Here is a 21,516-nt window from a genome sequence, read left to right on the forward strand (position 1 = left end):
GCTACTCGCCCTCGGTGTGCTCGAGCAGGCCGGAGTGGATCTCGCGCATGGCCACCGACAGCGGCTTCTCGCGCGGGCCGGGCTCGACGAGCGGGCCCACGTACTCGAGCAGGCCCTCGCCCAGCTGGGCGTAGTAGTCGTTGATCTGACGGGCGCGCTTGGCCGCGTAGATGACCAGCGCGTACTTGGAGCTCACCGTCTCCAGCAGCTCGTCGATCGGAGGGTTGGTGATGCCCTCCGGGCCCTCGAGGATGCTGCCGGGCCGTCCGGTGGAAATGCTCACTCGCTCGCTCCTGCAGGGGTCGCGCCGGATGGTGATCGGTCCGACGGTGCTGATGACGCCGTCGGCACGGCCTCCCGGCCGGCGCGGCTGACGGGAGGACCAGCGCTCAACTCTACCAACCGCCGCGCGGTCTCCCCGACGTCGTGGTTGACGACGGTGACGTCGAACTCGGTGCTCGCGGCCAGTTCCTCGCGCGCGGTGGCCAGGCGGCGGTCGACGACCTCCGTCGCCTCGGTGCCCCGGCCGATGAGGCGGCCGACGAGCACCTCCCACGAGGGGGGCTCGAGGAAGACGAACAGCGCGTCGGGGCGCTGGGACCGGACGGCGCGCGCACCCGCGAGATCCAGCTCGAGCAGCACCGGCTCGCCGCGGGACAGGTGCGCGTCCACCGGCGCCCGCGGCGTGCCCGAGCGGTGCATGCCGCCGTGGATCTCGGCCCACTCGAGCAGCTCGCCTTCGGTGATCATGCGGTCGAACTCCGCCGCGTCGACGAAGTGGTAGTCGCGCCCGTCGACCTCCCCGGGCCGGGCGGCCCGGGTGGTCGCGGACACGCTGAACCACAACGGCGCACGGATGCGGCGGAGCTCGGCCACTACCGTGCTCTTGCCGACCCCCGAGGGCCCGGCCAGCACCATCAGCCGGCCGGGCCCGTGGTCCGGGGGTGCGGTCACCGGCTCACTCGCCGGAGAACTCGTCGAGCAGCGCCTTGCGCTGGCGCTCGCCCAGGCCGCGCAGACGGCGGCTCGGGGCGATCTCCAGGCGCTCCATGATCTGCTGTGCGCGGACCTTGCCCACGCCCGGCATGGCCTCCAGCAGCGCCGAGACCTTCATCTTGCCGAGCACCTCGTCCGAGTCGGCCTGCTCGAGCACCTCCGAGAGGCTGGTGCCTCCGCGCTTGAGCCGCTCCTTGAGCTCGGCCCGGGCACGGCGAGCGGCGGCGGCCTTCTCCAGCGCCGCGGCCCGCTGCTCCTCGGTCAGCTCGGGTAATGCCACGTTCTCCTCCGGGGGTCGTGACGACGGGCTCCGGCCCTCGCGGACCGGGCGCCGTGGTGGCGAATGGCTTGACCAGTGATGGCGAACGTACCGCGCGCGGCCGACGTCGACAGTCCGTGGGGCCGGAGTGTCCGCAGGTCGGACGGCCGTCGCGCCCACCGGCCGTGATCGTCGGACGGAGGGCACCCACGCGGACGGTCTACCCGGTGAGCGACCCGTTCAGCGCGCCGACCGCGGCTCTCAGCGCTCCGTGGTCGGGGCCGGCGGTGAGCACCTCCCGTGCGCTCACCGGGACGACCGGTCCACCGGCCTCCCCGAGCGCGCCGGACGGACCCGAGGCTCCGAACACCGCGGCCACGTCGGCGGGCGTGCCCCCCTGGGCACCCAGCCCCGGCACGAGCACAGGGCCGCCCAGCGCGGCGAGATCCAGGCCGTGGTCGCGGCCGGTCGTGCCGCGGGTGAGCCCCACGACCGCGCCGGCCGACCCGTCGCCGAGCCCGCCCGCGTGCGCGGCGTTGTGGTCGGCGAGGGCGTCCACCACCGACTGGGCCACCTCCCGCATGCGGCGATGTCCAGCTCCGCTGCGCTGCGTGTCAGGCGGAGACCCCCCGGGCCCCGCCACCCACGCCTGGGCCGACTGGACCCCCGACGCCTCCGGGTTCGAGGTCCGGGCCAGGACGAACACGCCACGGCCGGTGGCGACGGCGAGGTCGAGCGCCGGGGCGAGCGCGCCGACCCCGAGGTAGGGCGAGAGCGTCACCGCGTCGGCGGCCAGCGGCGCGTCGTCGCCGAGCCAGGCGCGGGCGTAGCCGGCCATCGTCGAGCCGATGTCGCCGCGCTTGGCGTCGGCGAGCGTGAGGGCCCCGGCCTCCCGGGCGTCGGCCAGCGCGCGCTCGAGGGCGCCGAGGCCGGCGGACCCGTACACCTCGAACAGCGCGACCTGCGGCTTGAACAGCGCCACGTGCCCGGCGAGCGCCTCGACGACGCCGCGGGCGAACCGCTCGACGCCCGCCGGGTCGGCGTCGAGACCCCACGCCGACAGCAGGCCCGGGTGCGGGTCGATCCCGACACACAGCGGCCCGTGGGCCTCGACGGCCTCGCGCAGCCGCGTGCGGAACGCCGCCCTCGGACCGGTGGGGCTCACGAGCCCGCCACCGTGACCCGCGACGGCGCCGGCCCGGCGCCGTTGGACGCGACCCGCTCCGCCCGGGCCTTGGCGAGCCGCTCGTGGAAGGTCTGGAGCGGCGTCACCGCTACCTCGCCCCGGATCGCGGCCTCGACGGCCTGCACGGCGGCCGCCGCACCCTGGACGGTCGTGACGCACGGGATGCCGAGGTCCAGGCACGCGGCGCGGATCTCGTAGCCGTCGATGCGGGGCCCGGAGTGGCCGACGGGGGTGTTGACCACGAGGTCGACCTCGCCGGCGGCGATCTTGTCGAGGATCGTCGACTGCCCCTCGGCGCCCTCGAAGTGCTTGCGCACCACCTCGCACGGGATGCCGTTTCGCTCGAGCACGCTGGCGGTGCCCGCGGTCGCGAGGATGGCGAACCCGAGGTCGGCGAGGCGCTTGACCGGGAAGATCAGCGAGCGCTTGTCCCGGTTGGCCACCGAGACGAACACCGTGCCGCGCACCGGCAGCGGGCCCGACGCGGCGGCCTGCGACTTCGCGAACGCCGTCGCGAAGGCGCGGTCGATGCCCATGACCTCACCGGTCGACTTCATCTCGGGACCCAGCAGCGAGTCCACGCCGCGCCCGTCCGGGCGCCGGAAGCGGTGGAACGGCAGCACGGCCTCCTTGACCGCCACCGGGTGCTCGCGGGGCAGGTCGGCCCCGTCGCCGAGGGCGGGCAGGACGCCCTCCGCGCGCAGCCCCGCGACGGTCGCCCCGAGCATGATCCGCGAGGCGGCGCCGGCCAGCGGCACGCCGGTGGCCTTGGAGACGAACGGGACGGTGCGCGAGGCCCGCGGGTTCGCCTCGAGCACGAACAGGACGTCGTCCTTGAGGGCGTACTGGACGTTCATCAGCCCCAGCACGCCCAGGCGGCGGGCCAGCGCGACCGTCGAGGCCCGCACCGTCTCGAGCTCCGCGACGCCGAGCGTGATCGGCGGCAGGGCGCACGAGGAGTCGCCGGAGTGCACCCCGGCCTCCTCGATGTGCTCCATCACGCCGCCGAGGTAGACCTCCCCGTCGGCGTCGCACAGCGCGTCGACGTCGATCTCGATGGCGTCGTCGAGGAAGCGGTCGACCAGCACCGGGTGGTCGGGGGTGACCTCGGTGGCGCGGGCGATGTAGTCGCGGAGGGTCTCGTCGTCGTAGACGATCTCCATGCCGCGCCCGCCGAGCACGTAGGACGGGCGGACGAGCACGGGGTAGCCGATCGACGCGGCGATCTCGCGGGCCCCGTCGAAGCTGGTGGCCGTGCCGTAGGGCGGCGCGGGCAGCTCGGCGTCGTCGAGCACCCGACCGAACGCGCCGCGCTCCTCGGCGAGGTCGATCGCCGCGGGCGGCGTGCCGACCACCGGCACCCCGGCGGCCTCCAGGCCGGCGGCGAGCTTCAGCGGGGTCTGGCCGCCCAGCTGCACGACCACCCCGACCAGCCCCGGGCCGCCCTCCCCCGAGACCTGCTCGGCGTGCACCACCTCGAGCACGTCCTCCTCGGTGAGGGGCTCGAAGTAGAGGCGGTCGGAGGTGTCGTAGTCGGTGGAGACCGTCTCGGGGTTGCAGTTCAGCATCACGGTCTCGAAGCCCGCCGCGCGCAGCGAGGTCGCGGCGTGCACGCAGGAGTAGTCGAACTCGATGCCCTGCCCGATCCGGTTCGGCCCCGAGCCGAGGATGATCACCTTGGGCTTCACCGTCTGCGGCACGACCTCGGTCTCGGCCGCGGGGTCGGACTCGTAGGCCGAGTAGTGGTACGGCGTGCGGGCGGCGAACTCGGCGGCGCAGGTGTCGACGGTCTTGTAGACCGGGCGCACCCCGAGGCGGTGGCGCAGGGCCCGGACGCCCTCCTCGCCGGCGAGCTCCGGGCGCACGGCGGCGATCTGGGCGTCGGAGAGCCCGGAGCGCTTGGCCCGGCGCAGCAGCGCCTGGTCGAGCACGGGGGCCTCGGCGATCTCGGCGCGCAGCGCCACGAGCCCCTCGATCTGCTCGACGAACCAGGCGTCGATGCCCGAGGCCTCGCTGACCTGGTCGACGCTCGCCCCGAGCCGCAGGGCGCGCTCGACGGCGTAGAGCCGCCCGTCGCGCGGCAGCGACGCCTGGTGCAGCGCTGCCTCCATGGTCGAGCTCCGCGGCCCTTCGTCTCCCGGCGCGGGATCGTCCGAGGGGTCCGGCAGCGTCCAGAACCCCAGCGCCTTGGTCTCCGCCGAGCGCAGCGCCTTGTTCAGCGCCTCGCCGAAGCTGCGGCCCAGCGCCATCGCCTCGCCGACCGACTTCATGGTGGTGGTCAGGGTCGGGTCCGCACCGGGGAACTTCTCGAAGGCGAACCGCGGCACCTTGACCACGACGTAGTCCAGGGTCGGCTCGAAGCTCGCCGGGGTCTCGCCGGTGATGTCGTTGGTGATCTCGTCGAGCGTGTAGCCGACGGCGAGCCGGGCGGCGATCTTCGCGATCGGGAAGCCGGTGGCCTTGGACGCCAGCGCGCTCGACCGGCTGACCCTGGGGTTCATCTCGATGACGACCAGGCGCCCGGTGGTCGGGTGCACCGCGAACTGGATGTTGCAGCCGCCGGTCTCGACGCCCACCGCGCGCAGCACGGCGATGCCGGTGTCGCGCATGACCTGGTACTCGCGGTCGGTCAGCGTCAGCGCGGGCGCGACCGTCACCGAGTCGCCGGTGTGCACGCCCATCGGGTCGACGTTCTCGATCGAGCAGACGACGACGACGTTGTCCGCACCGTCGCGCATGAGCTCGAGCTCGAACTCCTTCCACCCGAGCACCGACTCCTCGATGAGGACCTCGTGCACCGGGCTCGCGGCCAGGCCGTTGCCGGCGAGGCGCTCGAGCTCCTCGGGGGTGTAGGCCAGGCCCGACCCGAGCCCGCCCATGGTGAAGCTGGGGCGGATGACGACCGGGAGCCCGACCTCCTCGACGGTGGCCCGGACCTCGGCCATCGAGTGGCAGACCTCCGAGCGCGGCACGTCGCCGCCGATCTGCCGGACGATGTCCTTGAACTTGAGGCGGTCCTCGCCCCGCTGGATCGCGTCGATGTCGGCGCCGATCAGCTCGACGCCGTAGCGCTCGAGCACCCCGGCGTCGTGCAGGGCGATCGCCGTGTTGAGCGCGGTCTGACCACCGAGGGTGGCGAGCAGCGCGTCCGGCCGCTCGGCCTCGATGACCTTGGTGACGTGCTCGACGGTGATCGGTTCGACGTAGGTGGCGTCGGCGTACTCCGGGTCCGTCATGATCGTCGCCGGGTTCGAGTTGACCAGCGAGACGCGCAGGCCCTCCTCCCGCAGGACGCGGCAGGCCTGGGTGCCCGAGTAGTCGAACTCGCAGGCCTGACCGATGACGATCGGGCCGGAGCCGATGACCAGGACGTGGTGGATGTCCTCGCGGCGCGGCATGCGTTACTTCCCCATCAGATCCGCGAATCGGTCGAAGAGGTCGGCCGCGTCGTGCGGACCGGCCGCGGCCTCCGGGTGGTACTGGACGCTGAGGGCCGGGACGCCTTCGCAGGTCACGCCCTCGACGGTGCCGTCGTTCGGGCAGGAGTGGCTCAGGTGGACGGTGCCGAACGGCGAGTCCACCCGGGCCCCCGGCTCGCCGGCGACGGCGAACCCGTGGTTCTGGCTGGTGATGGCCACCGCGCCGGTCGTGTGGTCGACGACCGGGACGTTGATCCCGCGGTGCCCGTAGCGCATCTTGTAGGTCCCCAGCCCGAGCGCGCGGGAGAGGATCTGGTTGCCGAAGCAGATGCCGAACAGCGGCACCTCGCGGCGGAGCACCTCGGCGGTGAGGGCGACGGCCTGGTCGGCCGTCGCGGGGTCGCCGGGGCCGTTGGAGAGGAACACGCCGTCCGGCGAGCCGTCCAACAGCTCCTCGATGGTCGCCGACGACGGCAGCACGCGGGTCTCGATGCCGCGCGCGGCGAGCATCCGAGGTGTGTTGGCCTTGATGCCGAGGTCGAGCGCCGCGACGCGGAAGCGGGTCTCCCCCGCGGCCGGGACCGTGTAGGGCTCGCGGGTCGTCACCGCGCCCGCGAGGTCCGCGCCGGCCATCGGCGGGCTGTCGAGCACCTCCGCGCGCATCGTCGTCGCGTCGCCGAGCGCGTCGCCGGAGAAGATCCCGGCGCGCATCGAGCCCGCCTCGCGGAGCCGCCGCGTGATCGCGCGGGTGTCGACGCCGGCCAGCCCGACGACGCCCTGGCGGGCGAGCTCCTCGGGCAGGCCGCGCCGGGAGCGCCAGTTCGACGGGCGGCGGGCGGGGTCGCGCACCACGTAGCCCGCGACCTGGATCGCGCCCGACTCGTCGTCCTCGTCGTTCCACCCGGTGTTGCCGATGTGCGGCGCGGTGGCCACGACGATCTGCCGGTGGTAGCTGGGGTCGGTCAGCGTCTCCTGGTAGCCAGTCATCCCCGTGGCGAACACCGCCTCGCCCAGCGTGCGTCCGCGGGCCCCGAACGCCTCGCCGCGGTGGAGGCTGCCGTCCTCGAGGACGAGCACCGCCTCATCCATGGTTCTCCACTCCGTTCACTGCACCGTCCCGCACCGTCCACCGGCCCCGCAGCATGGTGTGCACCACGGAGACCGGCATCTCCGTCCCCTCATAAGGGGTGTTCTCCGCCCGGCTCGCCAGCGTGGCGCCCCGGACCGTCCAGGCGGCGTCCGGGTCGACCAGTGTCAGCGTCGCCGGCTCGCCCGCCCTCAGGGGGCGGCCCTGGTCTCCCAGCCCCGCGATGCGCGCGGGGGCCTCGCTGCACACCCGCGCCACGCCGCGCCAGTCGAGCAGGCCGGTGGCGACCATCGTCGTCGCCACCACCGGTAGCGCCGTCTGCAGCCCCAGCATGCCGGGTCGGGCCGCGGACCACTCACAGTCCTTGGCCTCCACGGCGTGCGGGGCGTGGTCGGTGGCCACGCAGTCGACCGTCCCGTCGGCGAGTGCGCGACGCAGCGCTTGCGTGTCGGCGTCGGGGCGCAGCGGCGGGTTGACCTTGTGCACCGGGTCGTAGTCCTGCGCCGCGGTGTCGGTGAGCAGCAGGTGGTGCGGGGTGACCTCGGCGGACACCCGGACGTCGTAGCGCTCCCGGGCCCACCGCAGGATCTCCGCGGAGCGTGCCGTCGACAGGTGACAGACGTGCAGCCGCGCCCCAGCGGCCGCGGCGAGCATCACGTCGCGCGCGACGATCGACTCCTCGGCCGCCGGGTCCCAGCCGGCGAGCCCCAGCCGCGCCGCGACGGGACCCTCGTGCGCCTGCGCCCCGACCGTGAGCCGGTGGTCCTCGGCATGCTGGGCCACCACGGCGTCCAGGGCGCGGGCGTACTCGAGGGCCCGTCGCATCACCAGCGGGTCGTTCACGCAGCGGCCGTCGTCGGAGAACATCCGCACCCGGGCGGGCGAGGCGGCCATCATGCCCATCTCGGCGAGCTTGGCGCCCTCGAGCCCGACGGTGACGGCGCCGACGGGGTGGACGTCGACCAGGCCGACCTCGCGTCCGCGGCGCCAGACGTGCTCGACGACCACCGGCGAGTCGGCGACCGGGTCGGTGTTCGGCATCGCGAACACGGCGGTGTAGCCGCCCAGCGCGGCGGCCGCCGACCCCGTCCCGACGGTCTCGGCCTCCTCACCGCCGGGCTCGCGCAGGTGGGTGTGGAGGTCGACGAGGCCGGGGAGCGCGATCAGGCCGTCGGCGTCGAGGGTCTCGTCGGGGTCGTCCACCGCGTCGACGAGCAGGCCGTCGCGGACGTGGAGGTCTGCTGCGTCCTCCCCGTACGGTCGCGCGCCCCGGATCCTGGTGGTGGTCACGCCACGTCCTCCCCGGCGAGCAGGTGATAGAGGATCGCCATCCGCACGTGCACCCCGGCGGTGACCTGCTCGGTGATCGCCGCGCGGCTCGAGTCGGCGACCGAGCTGGCGATCTCCATGCCGCGGACGGCCGGACCCGGGTGCAGGACGACGGCGTGGTCGGGCAGGCGGTCGGCGCGCGGCTGGGACAGCCCGAACCGCACCGCGTACTCGCGGGCGGAGGGGAAGAACCCGCCGTGCATCCGCTCGGCCTGGACGCGCAGCATCATGACGGCGTCCGGACCTTGGTCGAGGACGGCGTCGAGGTCGTGCGCGACGGTCACCGGCCAGTCGGCGACCCCGACCGGGAGCAGGGTCGGCGGCGCCACGAGCGTCACCCGGGCGCCGAGCGTCGCCAGCAGGTGGGCGTTGGAGCGGGCGACGCGGCTGTGCAGCACGTCGCCGACGACCGCGACGTGCGCGCCGTCGACCTGACCGAGCCGCGTGCGCAGGGTGGCCGCGTCGAGCAGCGCCTGGCTGGGGTGCTCGTGGGTGCCGTCGCCGGCGTTGATCACCGCGACGTGGCCCTCGCGGCCGAGGTGGGAGTGCCCGACCCGGTCGAGCCAGGCCGCGATGCGGTGCGGGGCGCCCGAGGCGGGGTGGCGCACGACGAGGCAGTCGGCGCCGGCCGCGCCGAGCGTCGCGGCCGTGTCGCGCAGGGACTCGCCCTTGCTGACCGAACTCGCCGAGGCGCTGACGTTGATCGTGTCGGCGCTCATCCACTTGCCGGCGACCTCGAAGGAGACCCGGGTGCGGGTGGAGTTCTCGTAGAACAGCGTGACGACGGTGCGTCCGCGCAGCGTCGGCAGCTTGCGCACGGCGCGGCCGGTGAGCGCCTGCTCCATGCCCGCGGCGGTGTCCAGCAGCGCCTCGGCCTGGGCGCGCCGCAGGCCCTCGGTCGACAGGAGGTGGCGCAGGCCGATGCCGGTCTCGTCGTGGGCTGTGCTCTCCGGGGTGCTCATCGCAGGCTCACCCCGTCCTCGCCGTCGACCTCGACCAGCCGGACGGCGACGTCCTCGGTCCGGTTGGTCGGCACGTTCTTGCCGACGTAGTCCGCGCGGATCGGCAGCTCGCGGTGGCCGCGGTCGACGAGGACGGCGAGCTGCACCGCGCGGGGGCGGCCGTGGTCGCGGAGCGCGTCGAGGGCCGCGCGGACGGTGCGCCCGGAGAACAGCACGTCGTCGACCAGCACGACGATCGCCTCGTCGATGCCGCCCGGGGGCAGCTCGGTCTCCGCGAGCGCGCGCGTCGGGCGCAGGCGGAGGTCGTCGCGGTAGAGGGTGGGATCGAGCGTGCCGACCGGCACGCGGGCCCCGGTGATCTCGGAGATCCGGTCGGCGAGCCGGCGGGCGAGGTACGTCCCGCGCGTCGGCAGACCCAGCAGGACGACGGGATCGGTACCGCCGTCGGGGGCGGTGCGCTCGATGATCTCGTGGGCGACCCGGGCCACGGTGCGCGCGAGATCGGCCGCCGAGAGGAGCTCGCGCTCACCCTCGGCACTCGCGTCACCCGACCCGGATGCGCCCCGGCGCCGTGACGGCACGCGGGCGACCCTCCTTCTCCGCCTCGCCGGACGGCTCTTAAAGGATGTCGGTCAGGACTACTTGCACACTATCAGCGACGACGGACCCGCCCGCTGGGGCGTGTCACCCGGTTCGCCGCCGGGTGTGCCCGTTCGGGCGCTACGCCCCGTGGTCCGTGCCCGGACGAGGTGCCACGAGCCACACCGGCGACGATCCACACGATCCCCGGCTTGACCATGTGAGCACCGGGGGCGCATCATCACTCTCCGTATCGACTTCGCTGGGTGCACGGGCGGGGCGACACGGGCGACGCGAAAGGACGGGGTGTCCGCCAGATGGGTGACTATGCGAAGGCGCTGGGGTCGAAGCTCCGGGGCATCCGCCAGCAGCAGGGGCTGTCGCTGCACGGGGTCGAGCAGAAGTCCGGGGGCCGGTGGAAGGCCGTCGTCGTCGGCTCGTACGAACGTGGCGACCGTGCCGTGACCGTCCAGAAGCTCGCCGAGCTCGCCGACTTCTACGGCGTGCCCGTGGCCGAGCTGCTCCCCGAGGGCCGCGTGCCCTCCGGCTCGGAGCCCGCCGCCAAGATCGTGATCAACCTCGAGCGACTGCAGCAGCTGCCCGCCGAGAAGGCCGGCCCGCTGGCCCGCTACGCCGCGGCCATCCAGAGCCAGCGCGGCGACTACAACGGCAAGGTCCTCTCCATCCGCAACGAGGACCTGCGCTCGCTCGCGATCATCTACGACATGAGCCCGGGCGAGCTGTCCGACCAGCTCGTCGACTGGGGCGTCCTCCCGCCCGAGGCGCGCGTCGCGCGGGCGATGGAGGACTAGCGGGCGAGGTCGTCGCAGCGAACGCCCTATCGGCGTGCTCAAGTGGACGTTCGCTGCTTCTATGCGCACGAACTCCCCGTTCGCGCCGCCGTCAGCCCCGCCGTCAGCCTTCGGTGGGCTCGTCGTCGGCCGGCGCGTCCCCGTCCGCGGGCGCCAGCTCGACGCCCGCCGGGACGTCCACGCGGTCCGGCGACGGCGGCGCCACCGTGCCGGGCTGCCCCGAGGACACCCCCGCGAGCACGCCGTTGACGAAGCGCGGCGAGTCGTCGGTCGAGAGCTCGCGGGCCAGGTCGATGGCCTCGTCGATGGCGACCGGGTCCGGCACGTCGTCGGAGTACCGGATCTCGAAGACCCCGATGCGCAGGATCATGCGGTCGACCGCCGGCATCCGCGCCATCGTCCAGCCGCGCGAGTAGGACGAGATCACCGCGTCGATCTCGTCGCGGTGCTCGATCACCCCCTCGACGAGCGAGGCGGCGAAGTCCGACACCGGCGGGGCATCGGCGCCCGCGATGCGCCGGGCGAGCACCTCCTGCGCGTCCTCGGCGCGGGCCTCGGACTCGAAGAGGATGTCCAGGGCCCGCTTGCGGGCCTTGGAGCGGGAGCCCTTGCGGGGTGTGGGGGGTGAGGCTGGTCCGGACACCTCAGCCGCTCACGCGACCCAGATAGCGCCCGTCACGGGTGTCGACCTTGACCTTGGTGCCGGTCTCGAGGAACAGCGGGACCTGGATCTCCGCGCCGGTCGAGACCGTGGCCGGCTTCGTGCCGCCGGTCGAGCGGTCGCCCTGCAGGCCCGGGTCGGTCTGGGTGATCTCCAGCTCGACCGACGCCGGCAGCTCGATGTAGAGCGGCACGCCGTCGTTGAAGGAGACCTGGACCTCCTGGTTCTCCAGGAGGAAGCGTGACTGGTCGCCCACGGTCGCGGCGTTCACCGGGACCTGCTCGTAGTCGGCGGCGTCCATGAAGATGAAGTCGTCGCCGTCGCGGTACAGGTAGGTCATGTCGCGGCGGTCGACGTTGGCGGTCTCGACCTTGGTGCCCGCGTTGAAGGTCTTGTCGACGACCTTGCCGGTCATGACGTTCTTCAGCGTCGTGCGGACGAAGGCGCCGCCCTTGCCCGGCTTGACGTGCTGGAACTCGGTGACCGACCACAGGTTGCCGTCGATCCGCAGCACCATGCCGTTCTTCAGGTCGTTCGTCGTCGCCACGGGAGCGCTCTCTCCTACGGGTCGTCTACTCGGGCACGAGGTCCCGGGGGCTCTGTGTGAGGGGCACGGCACCGTCGTCGGTGACGACGAGCGTGTCCTCGATCCGGACCCCGCCCCGCCCGGCCAGGTACACCCCCGGCTCGACGGTGACCGTCATCCCCGCATCCAGGGTAGCGGTCGCGGTCGCGGACACCGCCGGAGCCTCGTGGATGACCAGCCCGACGCCGTGCCCGAGGCCGTGCACGAACTGCTCGCCGAACCCCGCCGCGGTGATGACGTCGCGGGCGGCGGCGTCCACGTCGCGTGTCGCGGTGCCCGGCGCGAGGGCCGACCGCCCGGCCGCGGCGGCCTCGGCGACGAGGGCGTGCAGGTCCCGCTGCCAGCCGGCCGGGGTCCCGACGACCACCGTGCGCGTCATGTCCGAGTGGTAGCCGTCGACGAGCGCGCCGAAGTCCATGGTCAGCAGGTCGCCGTCGGCCAGGGGCGCGTCGGTCGGCTCGTGGTGCGGGATCGCGGCGTGCGCGCCGGCGGCGACGATCGTGTCGAACGACGGGCCCTCGGCGCCCGCCTCGCGCATGCGCTCCTCGAGGTCGCGGGCGACCTCGCGCTCGGTGCGCCCGGCGTGCAGGCCCCCGTGGGCGATCAGCCCGGCGAGCGCGGCGTCCGCGGCGGCGCAGGCCTGGCGCAGGGCGTCGACCTCGCCCGCATCCTTGATCGCCCGCAGCGTCTCGACGAGGCCCGGTGCCCGCGTGAGCTCCCCGTCCTCCAGCGCGGCCACGAGCGCGTCGTGCCCGTCGACGGTGACGTGGGCGCTGTCGAACCCGATCCGTCCTCGTCGATCGTTCAGCAGTGCCGGTGCGCAGGCGCGCTCGACGAGCACCGGGAGGTCGGGCGTCTGGGCGGCGGCCTGCGTCGTGTAGCGGCCGTCGGTGGCGAGCACCGTGTGCTCCTCGCCGCGGTCGGCGTCGTCGCCGGCATCGACGAGCAGCGCGGCGTTCGAGCCCGTGAACCCCGACAGGTAGCGGACGTTCACGAGGTCGGTGACGAGCAGCGCGTCCAGCCCCGCCTCCCGCAGGGCCGCGCGCAGGGCGTCGCGACGCCGAGCGTGACCGCCGGGGGCACGCTCCGGACGGGTCGGGACCCCCGGAGTCAGCATGGGCGTCAGCCTAGGTGAGGGCGGGTCGTACGGTGTCGGGGTGCGTCCCGTCCCGACGGTCCGGCTGCAGCCCTGGGTCCTGCGAACACTCGTGCTCACCGTGGTGTTCGGCGTCGCGGAGGCGTTGTTCGTCGCCCTGCGCTCGTGGTCGCCCGACCTGCTGCGGCTCTGGAGCATCGTCCTGCTGCTGGTGGTGTCGGTCGTGGTGATCGGCTGGGTGGGTGCCGAGATCGTGCTCGGCCGCCGCCCCCCGGAGTGGACGTGGTTCATCACCGCGCTGGTCACGGCGCCGGCGGCCGGCCTGCTGAGCTGGATCCTGCTCGCGGCGTTCGTCGACGAGACCGGCGTCGCCGACCTGCAGACCGCCCTCGTGGGCCGCGCGTCGTTCGTCGCGCTGCTCATCCTGGTGGCGGTGTTCGTCGGGTCGCGTCTCGGCTGGCTGTCGATGCGCCGCCACGGCGAGGGCACCGAGGACCCGTTCCTCGACGCCGACGACGAGGCCGTGGCACGTCAGGCGGCAATCGACCGCGGCGACGTGGACCCCCTGGCCGAGGAGCGCGCGGCGGCGGCCGCCCGTGCCGCGGCGCGCGCCGGCGTGCGCCCGGCCGCGGCGACCGCGGGGGCACCGTCCGTGGCGGGCGTCCGCACCCCCGGCCGCCGGACCCCCGAGGTCGCCGAGCGCGAGCGGATGCCCGAGGCGCCGCGCCTCGCGCAGCAGCGCCGGGTCTCGACGGTGCGGGCGGCGGGAGCGCCGTCCGAGACGTCGTCCGGGACGTCGTCCACTCCCGTGTCCTCGCCGTTCGGGCAGCCGGATGCCTCCGCGCCGCGCCCCACCGACTCCGACGTGCCGGAGCCCGTCGACCCCCCGGTCGTCGCCGTCCTGCCGTCCTTCCCGATGCCGGGCGGGCGCCTCGACCCGACGGGTTCGCAGCCGGTCGTCAGTGGCGAGGACGCGGAACCGGAGGAGCAGAAGCGGGGTCCACGTCGCAAGTTCGGTCTGCGTCGCCCGAAGTCCTGACGCCGATTCGGGCGGTCGGCGCGCGGGTGGTGGGCGTGGGCCTGATGGAGCGAGGGCGTCCTTCGCTGCGTGGGAGGCAGCGAGGGTGACCTTCGCTCCCTTCAGCGTGCGTGGGGCCCGGGCCGGCGGGCGCGGCGAGCGGCACGTTGCGCATGATCAACAGGCTCCGCGGGATGCGGAACGTGCCGGTCGCGGGTCGCGCGTGCCGCGGCGGCGCCGCGCCTGGCGATCATGAGCGCGCTGTGCACCTCGCCGAGTCCACCGAGGTGGACCACGCGCCCGTGATCATGCTCGCGGGCGCAGCGGTGTCGGGGGGCTCGGCGTGCTCGGCGCCGCGGTGGGAGCGAGGGCGTCCCTCGCTGCGCGGGAGGCAGCGAGGGTGACCTTCGCTCCCTTCAGCGTGCGTGGGGCCCGGGCCGGCGGGCGCGGCGAGCGGCACGTTGCGCATGGTCAACAGGCTCCGCGGGATGCGGAACGTGCCGGTCGCGGGTCGCGCGTGCCGCGGCGGCGCCGCGCGTGGTGATCAGGAGCGCGCTGTGCACCTCGCCGGGTCGGCCCAGGTGGACCACGCGCCCGTGATCATGCTCGCGGGCGGAGCGGTGTCGGGGGCTCGGCGCCCTCGCTGTGCGATGGGAGCGAGGGCGTCCCTCGCTGCGCGGGGGGAGCGAGGGTGACCCTCGCTCCGTCCGTCCACGCAGGCAGCGCGGTGCGGACGGGCGCGGGGGAGGTCAGCCGGCGAGCGCGGCGTAGGCGGCGGCGAGGTCCGCCGGGTCAGGGCCCTCGAGCCGCCCGGGGTTCGCGAGGCCGTCGAGCACGACGAAGCGCAGGAGCGCGCCGCGGGACTTCTTGTCCAGGCGCATGGTGTCGGCGAGCTCGTCGAACGCCTCGGCGGGATAGCTCGTGGGCAACCCGACGGAGCGGAGCACGGCGGCGTGGCGGTCGGCCGTCGCGTCGTCCAGGCGCCCGACACGACGGGCCAGCTCCGCGGCGAACACCAGGCCCACGGAGACGGCCTCGCCGTGACGCCAGCGGTACTTCTCGCGGCGCTCGACGGCGTGGCCCAGGGTGTGCCCGTAGTTGAGGATCTCGCGCAGGTGCGACTCGCGCAGATCGGCGGCGACCACGTCGCCCTTGACGCGCACCGACCGGACGACGAGCTCACCGAGGACGTCGCCGTCCGGGTCGAGCGCGGCCTCGGGGTCGGCCTCGACGAGGTCGAGGATCACCGGGTCGGCGATGAAGCCGGTCTTGATCACCTCGGCGAGGCCTGCCGCCAGCTCCGCGCGGCTCACGGTCCGCAGGGCGTCCAGGTCGGCGACGACGGCGGTGGGCTCGTGGAACGCGCCGACGAGGTTCTTGCCGGCCGCGGTGTTGATCCCCGTCTTGCCGCCGACCGCCGCGTCGACCATGGCGAGCAGCGTCGTAGGGACCTGCACCACCCGCACCCCGCGCATCCAGCCCGCTGCGACGAACCCGGCGAGGTCCGTGGCGGCACCGCCTCCGACGGCGACGACCGCGTCCGACCGCGTGAGCCCCAGCCGACCGAACTCGTCCCAGCACGCCCCCGCGGTGGCGAGGTCCTTGCCGTCCTCGCTCTCGGGCAGCGCCCACAGGTGGGTGCGGGTGCCCGCGGCGTCGAGGGCGTCGCGGATGGTCGTGGCGATGCCGGCGACCGCGGGCTGGTGGCAGATCACGACGGTCGCGGTGCCGGCGAGGGTCTCGGCGACGGCGCCGGTGACCCCGCGGCCGACGACGACGTCGTAGGGCGAGGCGGTGGCGACGTGCAGCCGCTGCCCCGTGGAGCTATCCGTTGGCACGGTCGGCAGCCTCCGGGCTCAGGGCGGCGAGGACCGCGTCGACGACGGCCGCGGGCTCCAGGTCGTCGGTGGCGATCTCGTGGCGGGCGACGGCGCGGTAGACGGGCAGGCGCTCCTGGAGGAGCGACGAGAACGTCGCGCGCGGGTTGACCCCGGCGAGCAGCGGGCGCGCCGTGGAGAGCCCGACGCGGCGGACACCGGCCGCGAGTCCGACCCCGAGGAAGATCACAGGGTGGCCGTCGAGCAGGTCGCGAACGGCCTCGGTCATCACGGCGCCGCCGCCGAGGGCGAGCACCCCGTCGTGCTCGCTCAGCGCCGCGGCGACGGCGTCGCGCTCCATCGTGCGGAAGGCGGGCTCGCCGTCGGTGAGGAAGATGTCGCTGATGGCGCGGCCGGCCGTGGTCTCGACGATCGTGTCGGTGTCGGTGAACACCACCCCGAGCCGCTCGGCGAGGAGAGCGCCGACCGTCGACTTGCCCGCCCCGGGAGGCCCGACGAGCACGGCGACCGGACTCACTCCGTGCTCCGCAACAGGGTCGGGTCGATCGCCTCGAGGTAGGTCGCGACGTTGCGGCGGGTCTCGCCGAGCGAGTCGCCGCCGAACTTCTCCAGCGCGGCGTCCGCGAGCACCAGGGCCACCAGCGCCTCGGCGACGACACCGGCCGCCGGGACGGCGCACACGTCGGAGCGCTGGTGGTGGGCGACCGCGGCCTCGCCGGTGGCCGTGTCGACGGTCGCGAGCGCGCGGGGCACCGTTGAGATCGGCTTCATGGCCACTCGCGCGCGCAGCGGCTCGCCGTTGGTCATGCCGCCCTCGATGCCCCCGGCGCGGTTGGACGCCCGGCTGATCCCCCGCGCCGCGACGTGCATCTCGTCGTGCGCCGCCGACCCCCGCCGGCGCGCCGTGGTGAACCCGTCGCCGATCTCCACACCCTTCATCGCCTGGATGCCCATGAGCGCCCCGGCGAGGCGGGCGTCGAGCCGGCGGTCGGCCTGGACGTACGAGCCGAGGCCGACGGGCAGCCCGTGCGCGACGACCTCGACCACGCCGCCGAGGGTGTCGCCGTCGTCCTTGGCGGCGTCGACCTCGGCCACCATCGCCGCGGTGGAGGCCTCGTCGACCGCGCGCACCGGGCTCGCGTCGACTCGCTCGCCGTCACCCGGCATCGGGATCGCCTCGGGGGTGGCGTCGGCTGTGCCGAGGCTGACCACATGGGACAGCACCTCGACACCCAGGGCCTGCTCGAGGAACGCCTTGGCCACCGCGCCGAGAGCGACCTTCGCCGCGGTCTCGCGGGCGCTCGCGCGCTCGAGCACCGGGCGGGCCTCGTCGAAGTCGTACTTCGTCATGCCGGCGAGGTCGGCATGGCCGGGCCGGGGCCGGGTGAGCGGCGCATTGCGGGCGCGGCCGTCGAGCAGCGCCGGGTCGACGGGATCGGCCGCCATCACCGTCTCCCACTTCGGCCACTCGGAGTTGGCGATCCGGATCGCCACCGGGCTGCCGAGCGTCACACCGTGCCGCAGGCCCCCGGAGATCTCGATCTCGTCGGCCTCGAAGCTCATCCGCGCGCCGCGGCCGTAGCCGAGGCGGCGCCGCGCGAGTTCCGCCGACACCTCCTTCGAGCTCACCGAGACACCCGCGACCATGCCCTCGAGCAGGGCCGTGAGCGCCGCACCGTGCGACTCTCCCGCCGTCAACCACCGCAACACGCCGCCCATCGTTCCACGTCGCCACCGCTCACCCGCCCGACAGGGAGACCGTGAGGACCGACCACGCCGCCAGCAGCAGCGGCGGGCCGTAGGGCACGGCGCGAACGGGGCCGTCTCGGGTGAGCGACGAGGCCACGAGCAGGGCGAGGACCCCGCCGGCCGCGATCACCGGGACGGCCGCGAGCGCACCCCACGACGCCGCGGCCAGCGGCGCGCCCACGGCCGGTGCGAGCTTCACGTCCCCGGCCCCGAGGGCCCGCGGCGCGGCGAGGTGCACCGCCGCGAACACCCCGCCGAGCAGCAGCGCCCCGAGCACGCCGGCGACCAGCGCCGACGGGCCGAGCGGGACGAGGGACGCGCAGGCGAGCCCCGCCGCGGGCAGGGTCAGCGCGTCCGGCAAGCGGTGCTCAGCGAGGTCGGTGGCGCTGCCGGCCACCCCGAGCGCACCGAGCACCAACCAGGCCGGGAGCCAGAGCGCCGACACCACGCCGGCCCCGACGACACCGCACGACGCGGCCCAGAGCACGGCCAGCGCGGCGGCACACGGCAGCCCGGGGACCAGCACCCCGCGCCGCATCCGCGCGAGCCAGGTACGCACGCCGCACCCCGTCAGCGCGCCCGCTCCCCCGCCGGCCGCCGCCGCGAGGAGCACCGTCATCGCCACACCGACGAGCGTGGGGCGACGTCGGCATCGGCGTCACGGATGAACCTGGAACCCTGGGGACGCATCCGGCGGATGGGGACGGCGGACGGAGCACGCGGGCGCGATCCACACCCGCGAGCAGCGTCGACCGTCGCCGTGGGGCGACCCGGATCTCCGGCAGCGTGCGGTGATCATGCGCGACGCCGCCCTCGCACGGCGGCTCCCGGCGCGTCGGCCGCGACCGGCACGTTCCGCAGGTCGGGAACCCTCTCGATCATGCCGACCGTGCCCCTCGCCCGTTCCCCCGGGCGCTGGGAAGCCCCTGGAGGGCCCACTCGGCGTGTCGTATCGGCGAGCCTGTGGCGATCCTGGCGTCAGACGCCAGCAAAGCCGCATTGCTCGAAGACCTCGCCGACCCCGCGACCTCGCGATTCCGGCGCACCCGCCGACCCCGCGGTTCCCGCGCACCCGCCCACCCCGCCGCACACGCCGCACCCGTGCGCTCGAGATGGGTGGTTTCTGACGTCGGACGTCAGCGTGGACGCCAGGCTGACAACCACGCCGGCCACGGACCACGCACGCCGCCCGGCCGTCCGGGGGGTCAGGGCAGGGGTAGGAGGGTGACGTCGGTCGTGGCGGCGAGGGCGGCGTGCATGGCCTCGCGGGGCGCCGGCAGGCCCGTGAACTGTTCGACCTGCCCGAACGCCTGGTGCAGGAGCATGTCGAGGCCGGTGGCGACGGTGAGGCCACGGTCGGCGGCCGCGGCGGCCAGGGGCGTGGGCCAGGGGTGGTAGACGGCGTCGAGGACGACCGACCAGGTGGGCAGGGCCGCGACAAGACGCTCCGCCACCGCCGGGTCGATCGCGCCCGCCGGCGTCGTGTTGATCAGCGCCTTGGCCGACGACAGGTCGCCCGGCAGCAGGTCGTCCCACGTCAGGGCCCGGCGGGCGAAGCCGAAGCCGCGCGCGACGTCGAGGGTGCCCGCCGCCCGGTCCGGGTCGCGGACCACCAGGGTCACGCCCTCACAGCCGACGTCGTACACGCCGCCGAGGGCCGCGCTCGCGGTCGCCCCGCTGCCCAGCACCACGACGTCGGCGGCGAACACGGTGGGCGGGACGTCCCGGACCCCGGCGGCCCGCAGCGCGCCGGCGACGCCGTCGACGTCGGTGCAGTCGGCCGCCCAGCCGTCGCCGTGGTGCACGAGGGTGTTGGCGGCGCCCACGCGGCGGGCGCGCAGGCTGACGGTGGTCGCGATCTCCAGGGCCGCCCGCTTCCCCGGCATCGTCACCGAGAACCCGGCCCAGGATCCGTCCCGGGCGCGCACGTAGGCGGGCAGCTCCTCGGCGGTGCACTCGACGGCCTCGTAGGTCCAGTCGTCGAGCCCGAGCGCCGCGTAGGCCGCCCGGTGCAGCGCCGGCGAGCGGGAGTGGGCGACCGGCGAGCCCAGGACGGCGGCCCGCACCGTCAGTAGACCCCCCGCGTCTGCGCGAGCCGCCGGTTGGCGTCGTGCTCGGCGGGCGTCACGGCGAAGCAGGAGATCCCGTCGGTCTGGCACTTCACGAAGTACACCCACGGGCCCGGCTCGGGCTCCAGCGCGGCACGCAGCGCCTCGGGGCTCACGGCGCCGATGGGGGTCGGGGTCAACCCGAGGTTGAGGTACGTGTTGTACGGGCCGGGCCGCGCGCGGTCGAAGGGGCTGGTCAGGAGCGTCTGGCGGTCGAGGGGATAGTTCACCGTCGAGTCGAACTGGAGGCGCATCGGGACGGCCAGCCGGTTGTAGATGACCCGCGCGACCTTGCCGAAGTCCGCCGCGACGCCCTCGCGCTCGGCCAGGGAGGCGACGACGAGCACGTCGTAGGGCTTCACCCCGCGGGCGTCGGCCTCGCGCACCAGCCCGCCCGCCTCGAGGCGCGGCACCGAGGTCCGGACCACCTGGGTCAGCGCGTCCTTCGCGTTCGTGCCCGGGGCGATGTCGTAGGTCCCGGGGGTGAGCAGGCCCTCGAGCCGGCGGTTCGGGTCGGCGAGGCGCACGCTGTCCAGCGCCCACGACGGCACCCCGAGCTGCGCGGGGTCGGTGGTGGCCATCGCCGTGCGCAGCTCCGCGACGGAGGCGCAGCGCTCGGCGCCCGCGTCGTCGACGGTGCAGGTGGCTCGCGAGATCTGCGACAGGACGCCGGGGACGACCGCGCCGCCGACGCCGACGGTGTCGTCGAGCTGGGTCCCGCTGCGGATCTCCAGGCGTCCGACGCGGCTGGCCGGGTCGAGCAGCTCCGCGACCGCCCCGGCCGCCGACATCTGCTTGCGCAGCTCGTAGAAGCCGGGCTGGATGCCGCGCCCGTCCGGGTTCTCCTCGGCGGCGTCGCCGAAGGCGCGGGCCGAGGCGACGACGTCGGCGGTCGCCAGCTCCTCACCGATCTCGCGGGTGGACGAGCCCTCGGAGACCTCGACGACCACCCGCCCGGAGCCCGGGCCGTCGTAGTCGGGCGGGAACAGGACGGGCCAGAGATCGCGCGCGAGGAACGCGCCGCCGACCAGGGCCAGCACGAGCACCGCCGCGACCGCCGGCCACAGGAACCGGCGCCGCCGCGGGGGGCGTCCCTGGGGCAGGGCCTCGGTCCGGGCGTCCCCGCCGGGCGGGTCGTCGCCGAGCAGCCACCCGGCGTCGGCGCCGTCGGTCCCGCCGGGCGGCTCGGCGTCGTCGACCCCGCGGCTCCACCCGACCCCGCCCGCCCGCTCGACCCCGCCGGCTCGCTCGCTCCCGTTCGCCCGCTCGCTCCCGTCCGCCCGCTCGGTCCCGCCGTCCCGGTCGGTCGCGTCGGCCGCCGAGGCCTCGCCCCACCCGGACTCGTCGACCCGCTCGCCCCGTCCGTCGCCGTCGGACCACCCAGTACCGCCGGAGGCTCCGGCCTCGGGATCGGTCTCCACCGCCGCGGGTTCCTCGGGGCGCCGCCAGGCGGCCGCGTAGTGCCGATCGGTCTCGGCGTCGGGGTGGACGCCCGGACGCTCGCGCTGGGCCGGGCGGCCGCCGGGCGGCGGCGAGACCCCACGGCGCCCGGCGACGACCCGCCGCGCCGGGGACGGTGCGCCGTGCGACCGAACCGGGGTCGACGGCCTCGCCGGGGCGGACGGCCCGACCTGCCCCACCGGCTGTGCCGGCCCCGTCGACGCGGCCCGTCCCGAGGGCGAGGACGGCCCCGACGACGCCCCGGCCCGTCCCGCGGGCGACGCCGCTCCCGGAACCGAGGACGGCCCGGACGCTGCCGCAGGCCCGGCGGACCGCCCCGCGCCTCCGCCACGGACGACGGGCTGCATCTGCACCAGCTTGGCACGGCTGG

The 21,516-nt window shown here is 75.0% G+C and carries 19 protein-coding genes and 1 pseudogene; 2 read left to right on the top strand and 18 right to left on the bottom strand.

The annotated features are described in order from the left end of the window. Nucleotide 1: 1 nt before the first annotated feature. The 9 genes from rpoZ to pyrR form a co-directional block, all read right to left on the bottom strand. Complete coding sequence (rpoZ, locus tag QSK03_RS01465) at nucleotides 2-283, bottom strand: DNA-directed RNA polymerase subunit omega (RefSeq protein ID WP_285648178.1); 282 nt, start codon at nucleotides 281-283, stop codon at nucleotides 2-4. Then, complete coding sequence (gene gmk, locus QSK03_RS01470; RefSeq protein WP_285648577.1) at nucleotides 280-918, bottom strand: guanylate kinase; 639 nt, start codon at nucleotides 916-918, stop codon at nucleotides 280-282. Before gmk ends, rpoZ begins: the two co-directional genes overlap by 4 nt. Before the next feature lie 40 nt (nucleotides 919-958). Continuing rightward, on the bottom strand, nucleotides 959-1,276 hold the full coding sequence (gene mihF, locus QSK03_RS01475; protein ID WP_133830239.1) for an integration host factor, actinobacterial type: 318 nt from the start codon (nucleotides 1,274-1,276) through the stop codon (nucleotides 959-961). Nucleotides 1,277-1,475: 199 nt separating this feature from the next. Beyond that, nucleotides 1,476-2,420, bottom strand: a complete 945-nt coding sequence (gene pyrF / locus QSK03_RS01480; RefSeq protein WP_285648179.1) for an orotidine-5'-phosphate decarboxylase — start codon at nucleotides 2,418-2,420, stop codon at nucleotides 1,476-1,478. Further along, the gene (gene carB, locus QSK03_RS01485) at nucleotides 2,417-5,839 is read right to left on the bottom strand and encodes a carbamoyl-phosphate synthase large subunit (protein WP_285648180.1); all 3,423 of its coding nucleotides are present in this window, start codon (nucleotides 5,837-5,839) and stop codon (nucleotides 2,417-2,419) included. The genes pyrF and carB overlap by 4 nt, the downstream gene beginning before the upstream one ends. Before the next feature lie 3 nt (nucleotides 5,840-5,842). Continuing rightward, entirely contained in the window at nucleotides 5,843-6,949 is a 1,107-nt protein-coding gene (gene carA, locus QSK03_RS01490; protein WP_285648181.1) for a glutamine-hydrolyzing carbamoyl-phosphate synthase small subunit, read from the bottom strand. Further along, entirely contained in the window at nucleotides 6,942-8,237 is a 1,296-nt protein-coding gene (locus QSK03_RS01495; protein WP_285648182.1) for a dihydroorotase, read from the bottom strand. The genes carA and QSK03_RS01495 overlap by 8 nt, the downstream gene beginning before the upstream one ends. Next, nucleotides 8,234-9,193 (bottom strand): aspartate carbamoyltransferase catalytic subunit, encoded by a 960-nt coding sequence (locus QSK03_RS01500; protein ID WP_285648578.1) that lies wholly within the window; start codon nucleotides 9,191-9,193, stop codon nucleotides 8,234-8,236. The genes QSK03_RS01495 and QSK03_RS01500 overlap by 4 nt, the downstream gene beginning before the upstream one ends. A 41-nt stretch (nucleotides 9,194-9,234) precedes the next feature. After that, nucleotides 9,235-9,819, bottom strand: a complete 585-nt coding sequence (gene pyrR, locus QSK03_RS01505; RefSeq protein WP_285648183.1) for a bifunctional pyr operon transcriptional regulator/uracil phosphoribosyltransferase PyrR — start codon at nucleotides 9,817-9,819, stop codon at nucleotides 9,235-9,237. A 315-nt stretch (nucleotides 9,820-10,134) separates the two neighbouring features. On the opposite strand from pyrR, the gene bldD reads away from it, so the two are divergent. Continuing rightward, nucleotides 10,135-10,629 (top strand): transcriptional regulator BldD, encoded by a 495-nt coding sequence (gene bldD, locus QSK03_RS01510; RefSeq protein ID WP_285648184.1) that lies wholly within the window; start codon nucleotides 10,135-10,137, stop codon nucleotides 10,627-10,629. Nucleotides 10,630-10,816: 187 nt separating this feature from the next. Here the strand turns inward: bldD and nusB are convergent. The 3 genes and pseudogenes from nusB to QSK03_RS01525 form a co-directional block, all read right to left on the bottom strand. After that, nucleotides 10,817-11,272 (bottom strand): annotated as a pseudogene (gene nusB / locus QSK03_RS01515) (transcription antitermination factor NusB); the annotation flags it as partial. Nucleotide 11,273: 1 nt separating this feature from the next. Continuing rightward, a complete protein-coding gene (efp, locus tag QSK03_RS01520) occupies nucleotides 11,274-11,837 on the bottom strand; it encodes an elongation factor P (protein ID WP_285648186.1) in 564 nt (187 codons plus the stop codon). 25 nt (nucleotides 11,838-11,862) lie between these two features. Next, nucleotides 11,863-12,993 carry a M24 family metallopeptidase gene (locus QSK03_RS01525; protein WP_285648187.1) on the bottom strand — a complete coding sequence of 377 codons (1,131 nt, stop codon included), beginning with the start codon at nucleotides 12,991-12,993 and terminating at the stop codon, nucleotides 11,863-11,865. 40 nt (nucleotides 12,994-13,033) lie between these two features. On the opposite strand from QSK03_RS01525, the gene QSK03_RS01530 reads away from it, so the two are divergent. Beyond that, entirely contained in the window at nucleotides 13,034-14,011 is a 978-nt protein-coding gene (locus QSK03_RS01530; RefSeq protein WP_285648188.1) for a hypothetical protein, read from the top strand. A 728-nt stretch (nucleotides 14,012-14,739) separates the two neighbouring features. Here QSK03_RS01530 and aroB read toward each other — a convergent pair. The 6 genes from aroB to QSK03_RS01560 form a co-directional block, all read right to left on the bottom strand. After that, nucleotides 14,740-15,828, bottom strand: coding sequence for a 3-dehydroquinate synthase (gene aroB / locus QSK03_RS01535; protein ID WP_285648189.1), 1,089 nt, complete (start codon nucleotides 15,826-15,828; stop codon nucleotides 14,740-14,742). Continuing rightward, nucleotides 15,815-16,345, bottom strand: a complete 531-nt coding sequence (locus QSK03_RS01540) for a shikimate kinase (protein ID WP_285648190.1) — start codon at nucleotides 16,343-16,345, stop codon at nucleotides 15,815-15,817. Before QSK03_RS01540 ends, aroB begins: the two co-directional genes overlap by 14 nt. Further along, the gene (gene aroC, locus QSK03_RS01545; RefSeq protein WP_285648579.1) at nucleotides 16,342-17,538 is read right to left on the bottom strand and encodes a chorismate synthase; all 1,197 of its coding nucleotides are present in this window, start codon (nucleotides 17,536-17,538) and stop codon (nucleotides 16,342-16,344) included. The genes QSK03_RS01540 and aroC overlap by 4 nt, the downstream gene beginning before the upstream one ends. A gap of 28 nt (nucleotides 17,539-17,566) precedes the next feature. Then, the gene (locus tag QSK03_RS01550) at nucleotides 17,567-18,196 is read right to left on the bottom strand and encodes a prepilin peptidase (RefSeq protein ID WP_285648580.1); all 630 of its coding nucleotides are present in this window, start codon (nucleotides 18,194-18,196) and stop codon (nucleotides 17,567-17,569) included. Between the two features lie 586 nt (nucleotides 18,197-18,782). Beyond that, the gene (locus QSK03_RS01555; protein WP_285648191.1) at nucleotides 18,783-19,643 is read right to left on the bottom strand and encodes a shikimate dehydrogenase; all 861 of its coding nucleotides are present in this window, start codon (nucleotides 19,641-19,643) and stop codon (nucleotides 18,783-18,785) included. Between the two features lie 2 nt (nucleotides 19,644-19,645). Further along, the gene (locus QSK03_RS01560; RefSeq protein ID WP_285648192.1) at nucleotides 19,646-21,325 is read right to left on the bottom strand and encodes an endolytic transglycosylase MltG; all 1,680 of its coding nucleotides are present in this window, start codon (nucleotides 21,323-21,325) and stop codon (nucleotides 19,646-19,648) included. Nucleotides 21,326-21,516: the final 191 nt, after the last annotated feature.

This window comes from Actinomycetospora sp. NBRC 106375 (assembly GCF_030269665.1).
In the GTDB taxonomy this organism is placed as follows: domain Bacteria; phylum Actinomycetota; class Actinomycetes; order Mycobacteriales; family Pseudonocardiaceae; genus Actinomycetospora.

What these genes read in the sequence shown, in the direction of transcription:
- carB (WP_285648180.1), bottom strand. Translation starts at nt 5,839, where the DNA reads ATGCCGCGCCGCGAGGACATCCACCACGTCCTGGTCATCGGCTCCGGC.
- QSK03_RS01550 (WP_285648580.1), bottom strand. Translation starts at nt 18,196, where the DNA reads ATGACGGTGCTCCTCGCGGCGGCGGCCGGCGGGGGAGCGGGCGCGCTG.
- carA (WP_285648181.1), bottom strand. Translation starts at nt 6,949, where the DNA reads ATGGATGAGGCGGTGCTCGTCCTCGAGGACGGCAGCCTCCACCGCGGC.
- gmk (WP_285648577.1), bottom strand. Translation starts at nt 918, where the DNA reads ATGGTGCTGGCCGGGCCCTCGGGGGTCGGCAAGAGCACGGTAGTGGCC.
- bldD (WP_285648184.1), top strand. Translation starts at nt 10,135, where the DNA reads ATGGGTGACTATGCGAAGGCGCTGGGGTCGAAGCTCCGGGGCATCCGC.
- QSK03_RS01525 (WP_285648187.1), bottom strand. Translation starts at nt 12,993, where the DNA reads ATGCTGACTCCGGGGGTCCCGACCCGTCCGGAGCGTGCCCCCGGCGGT.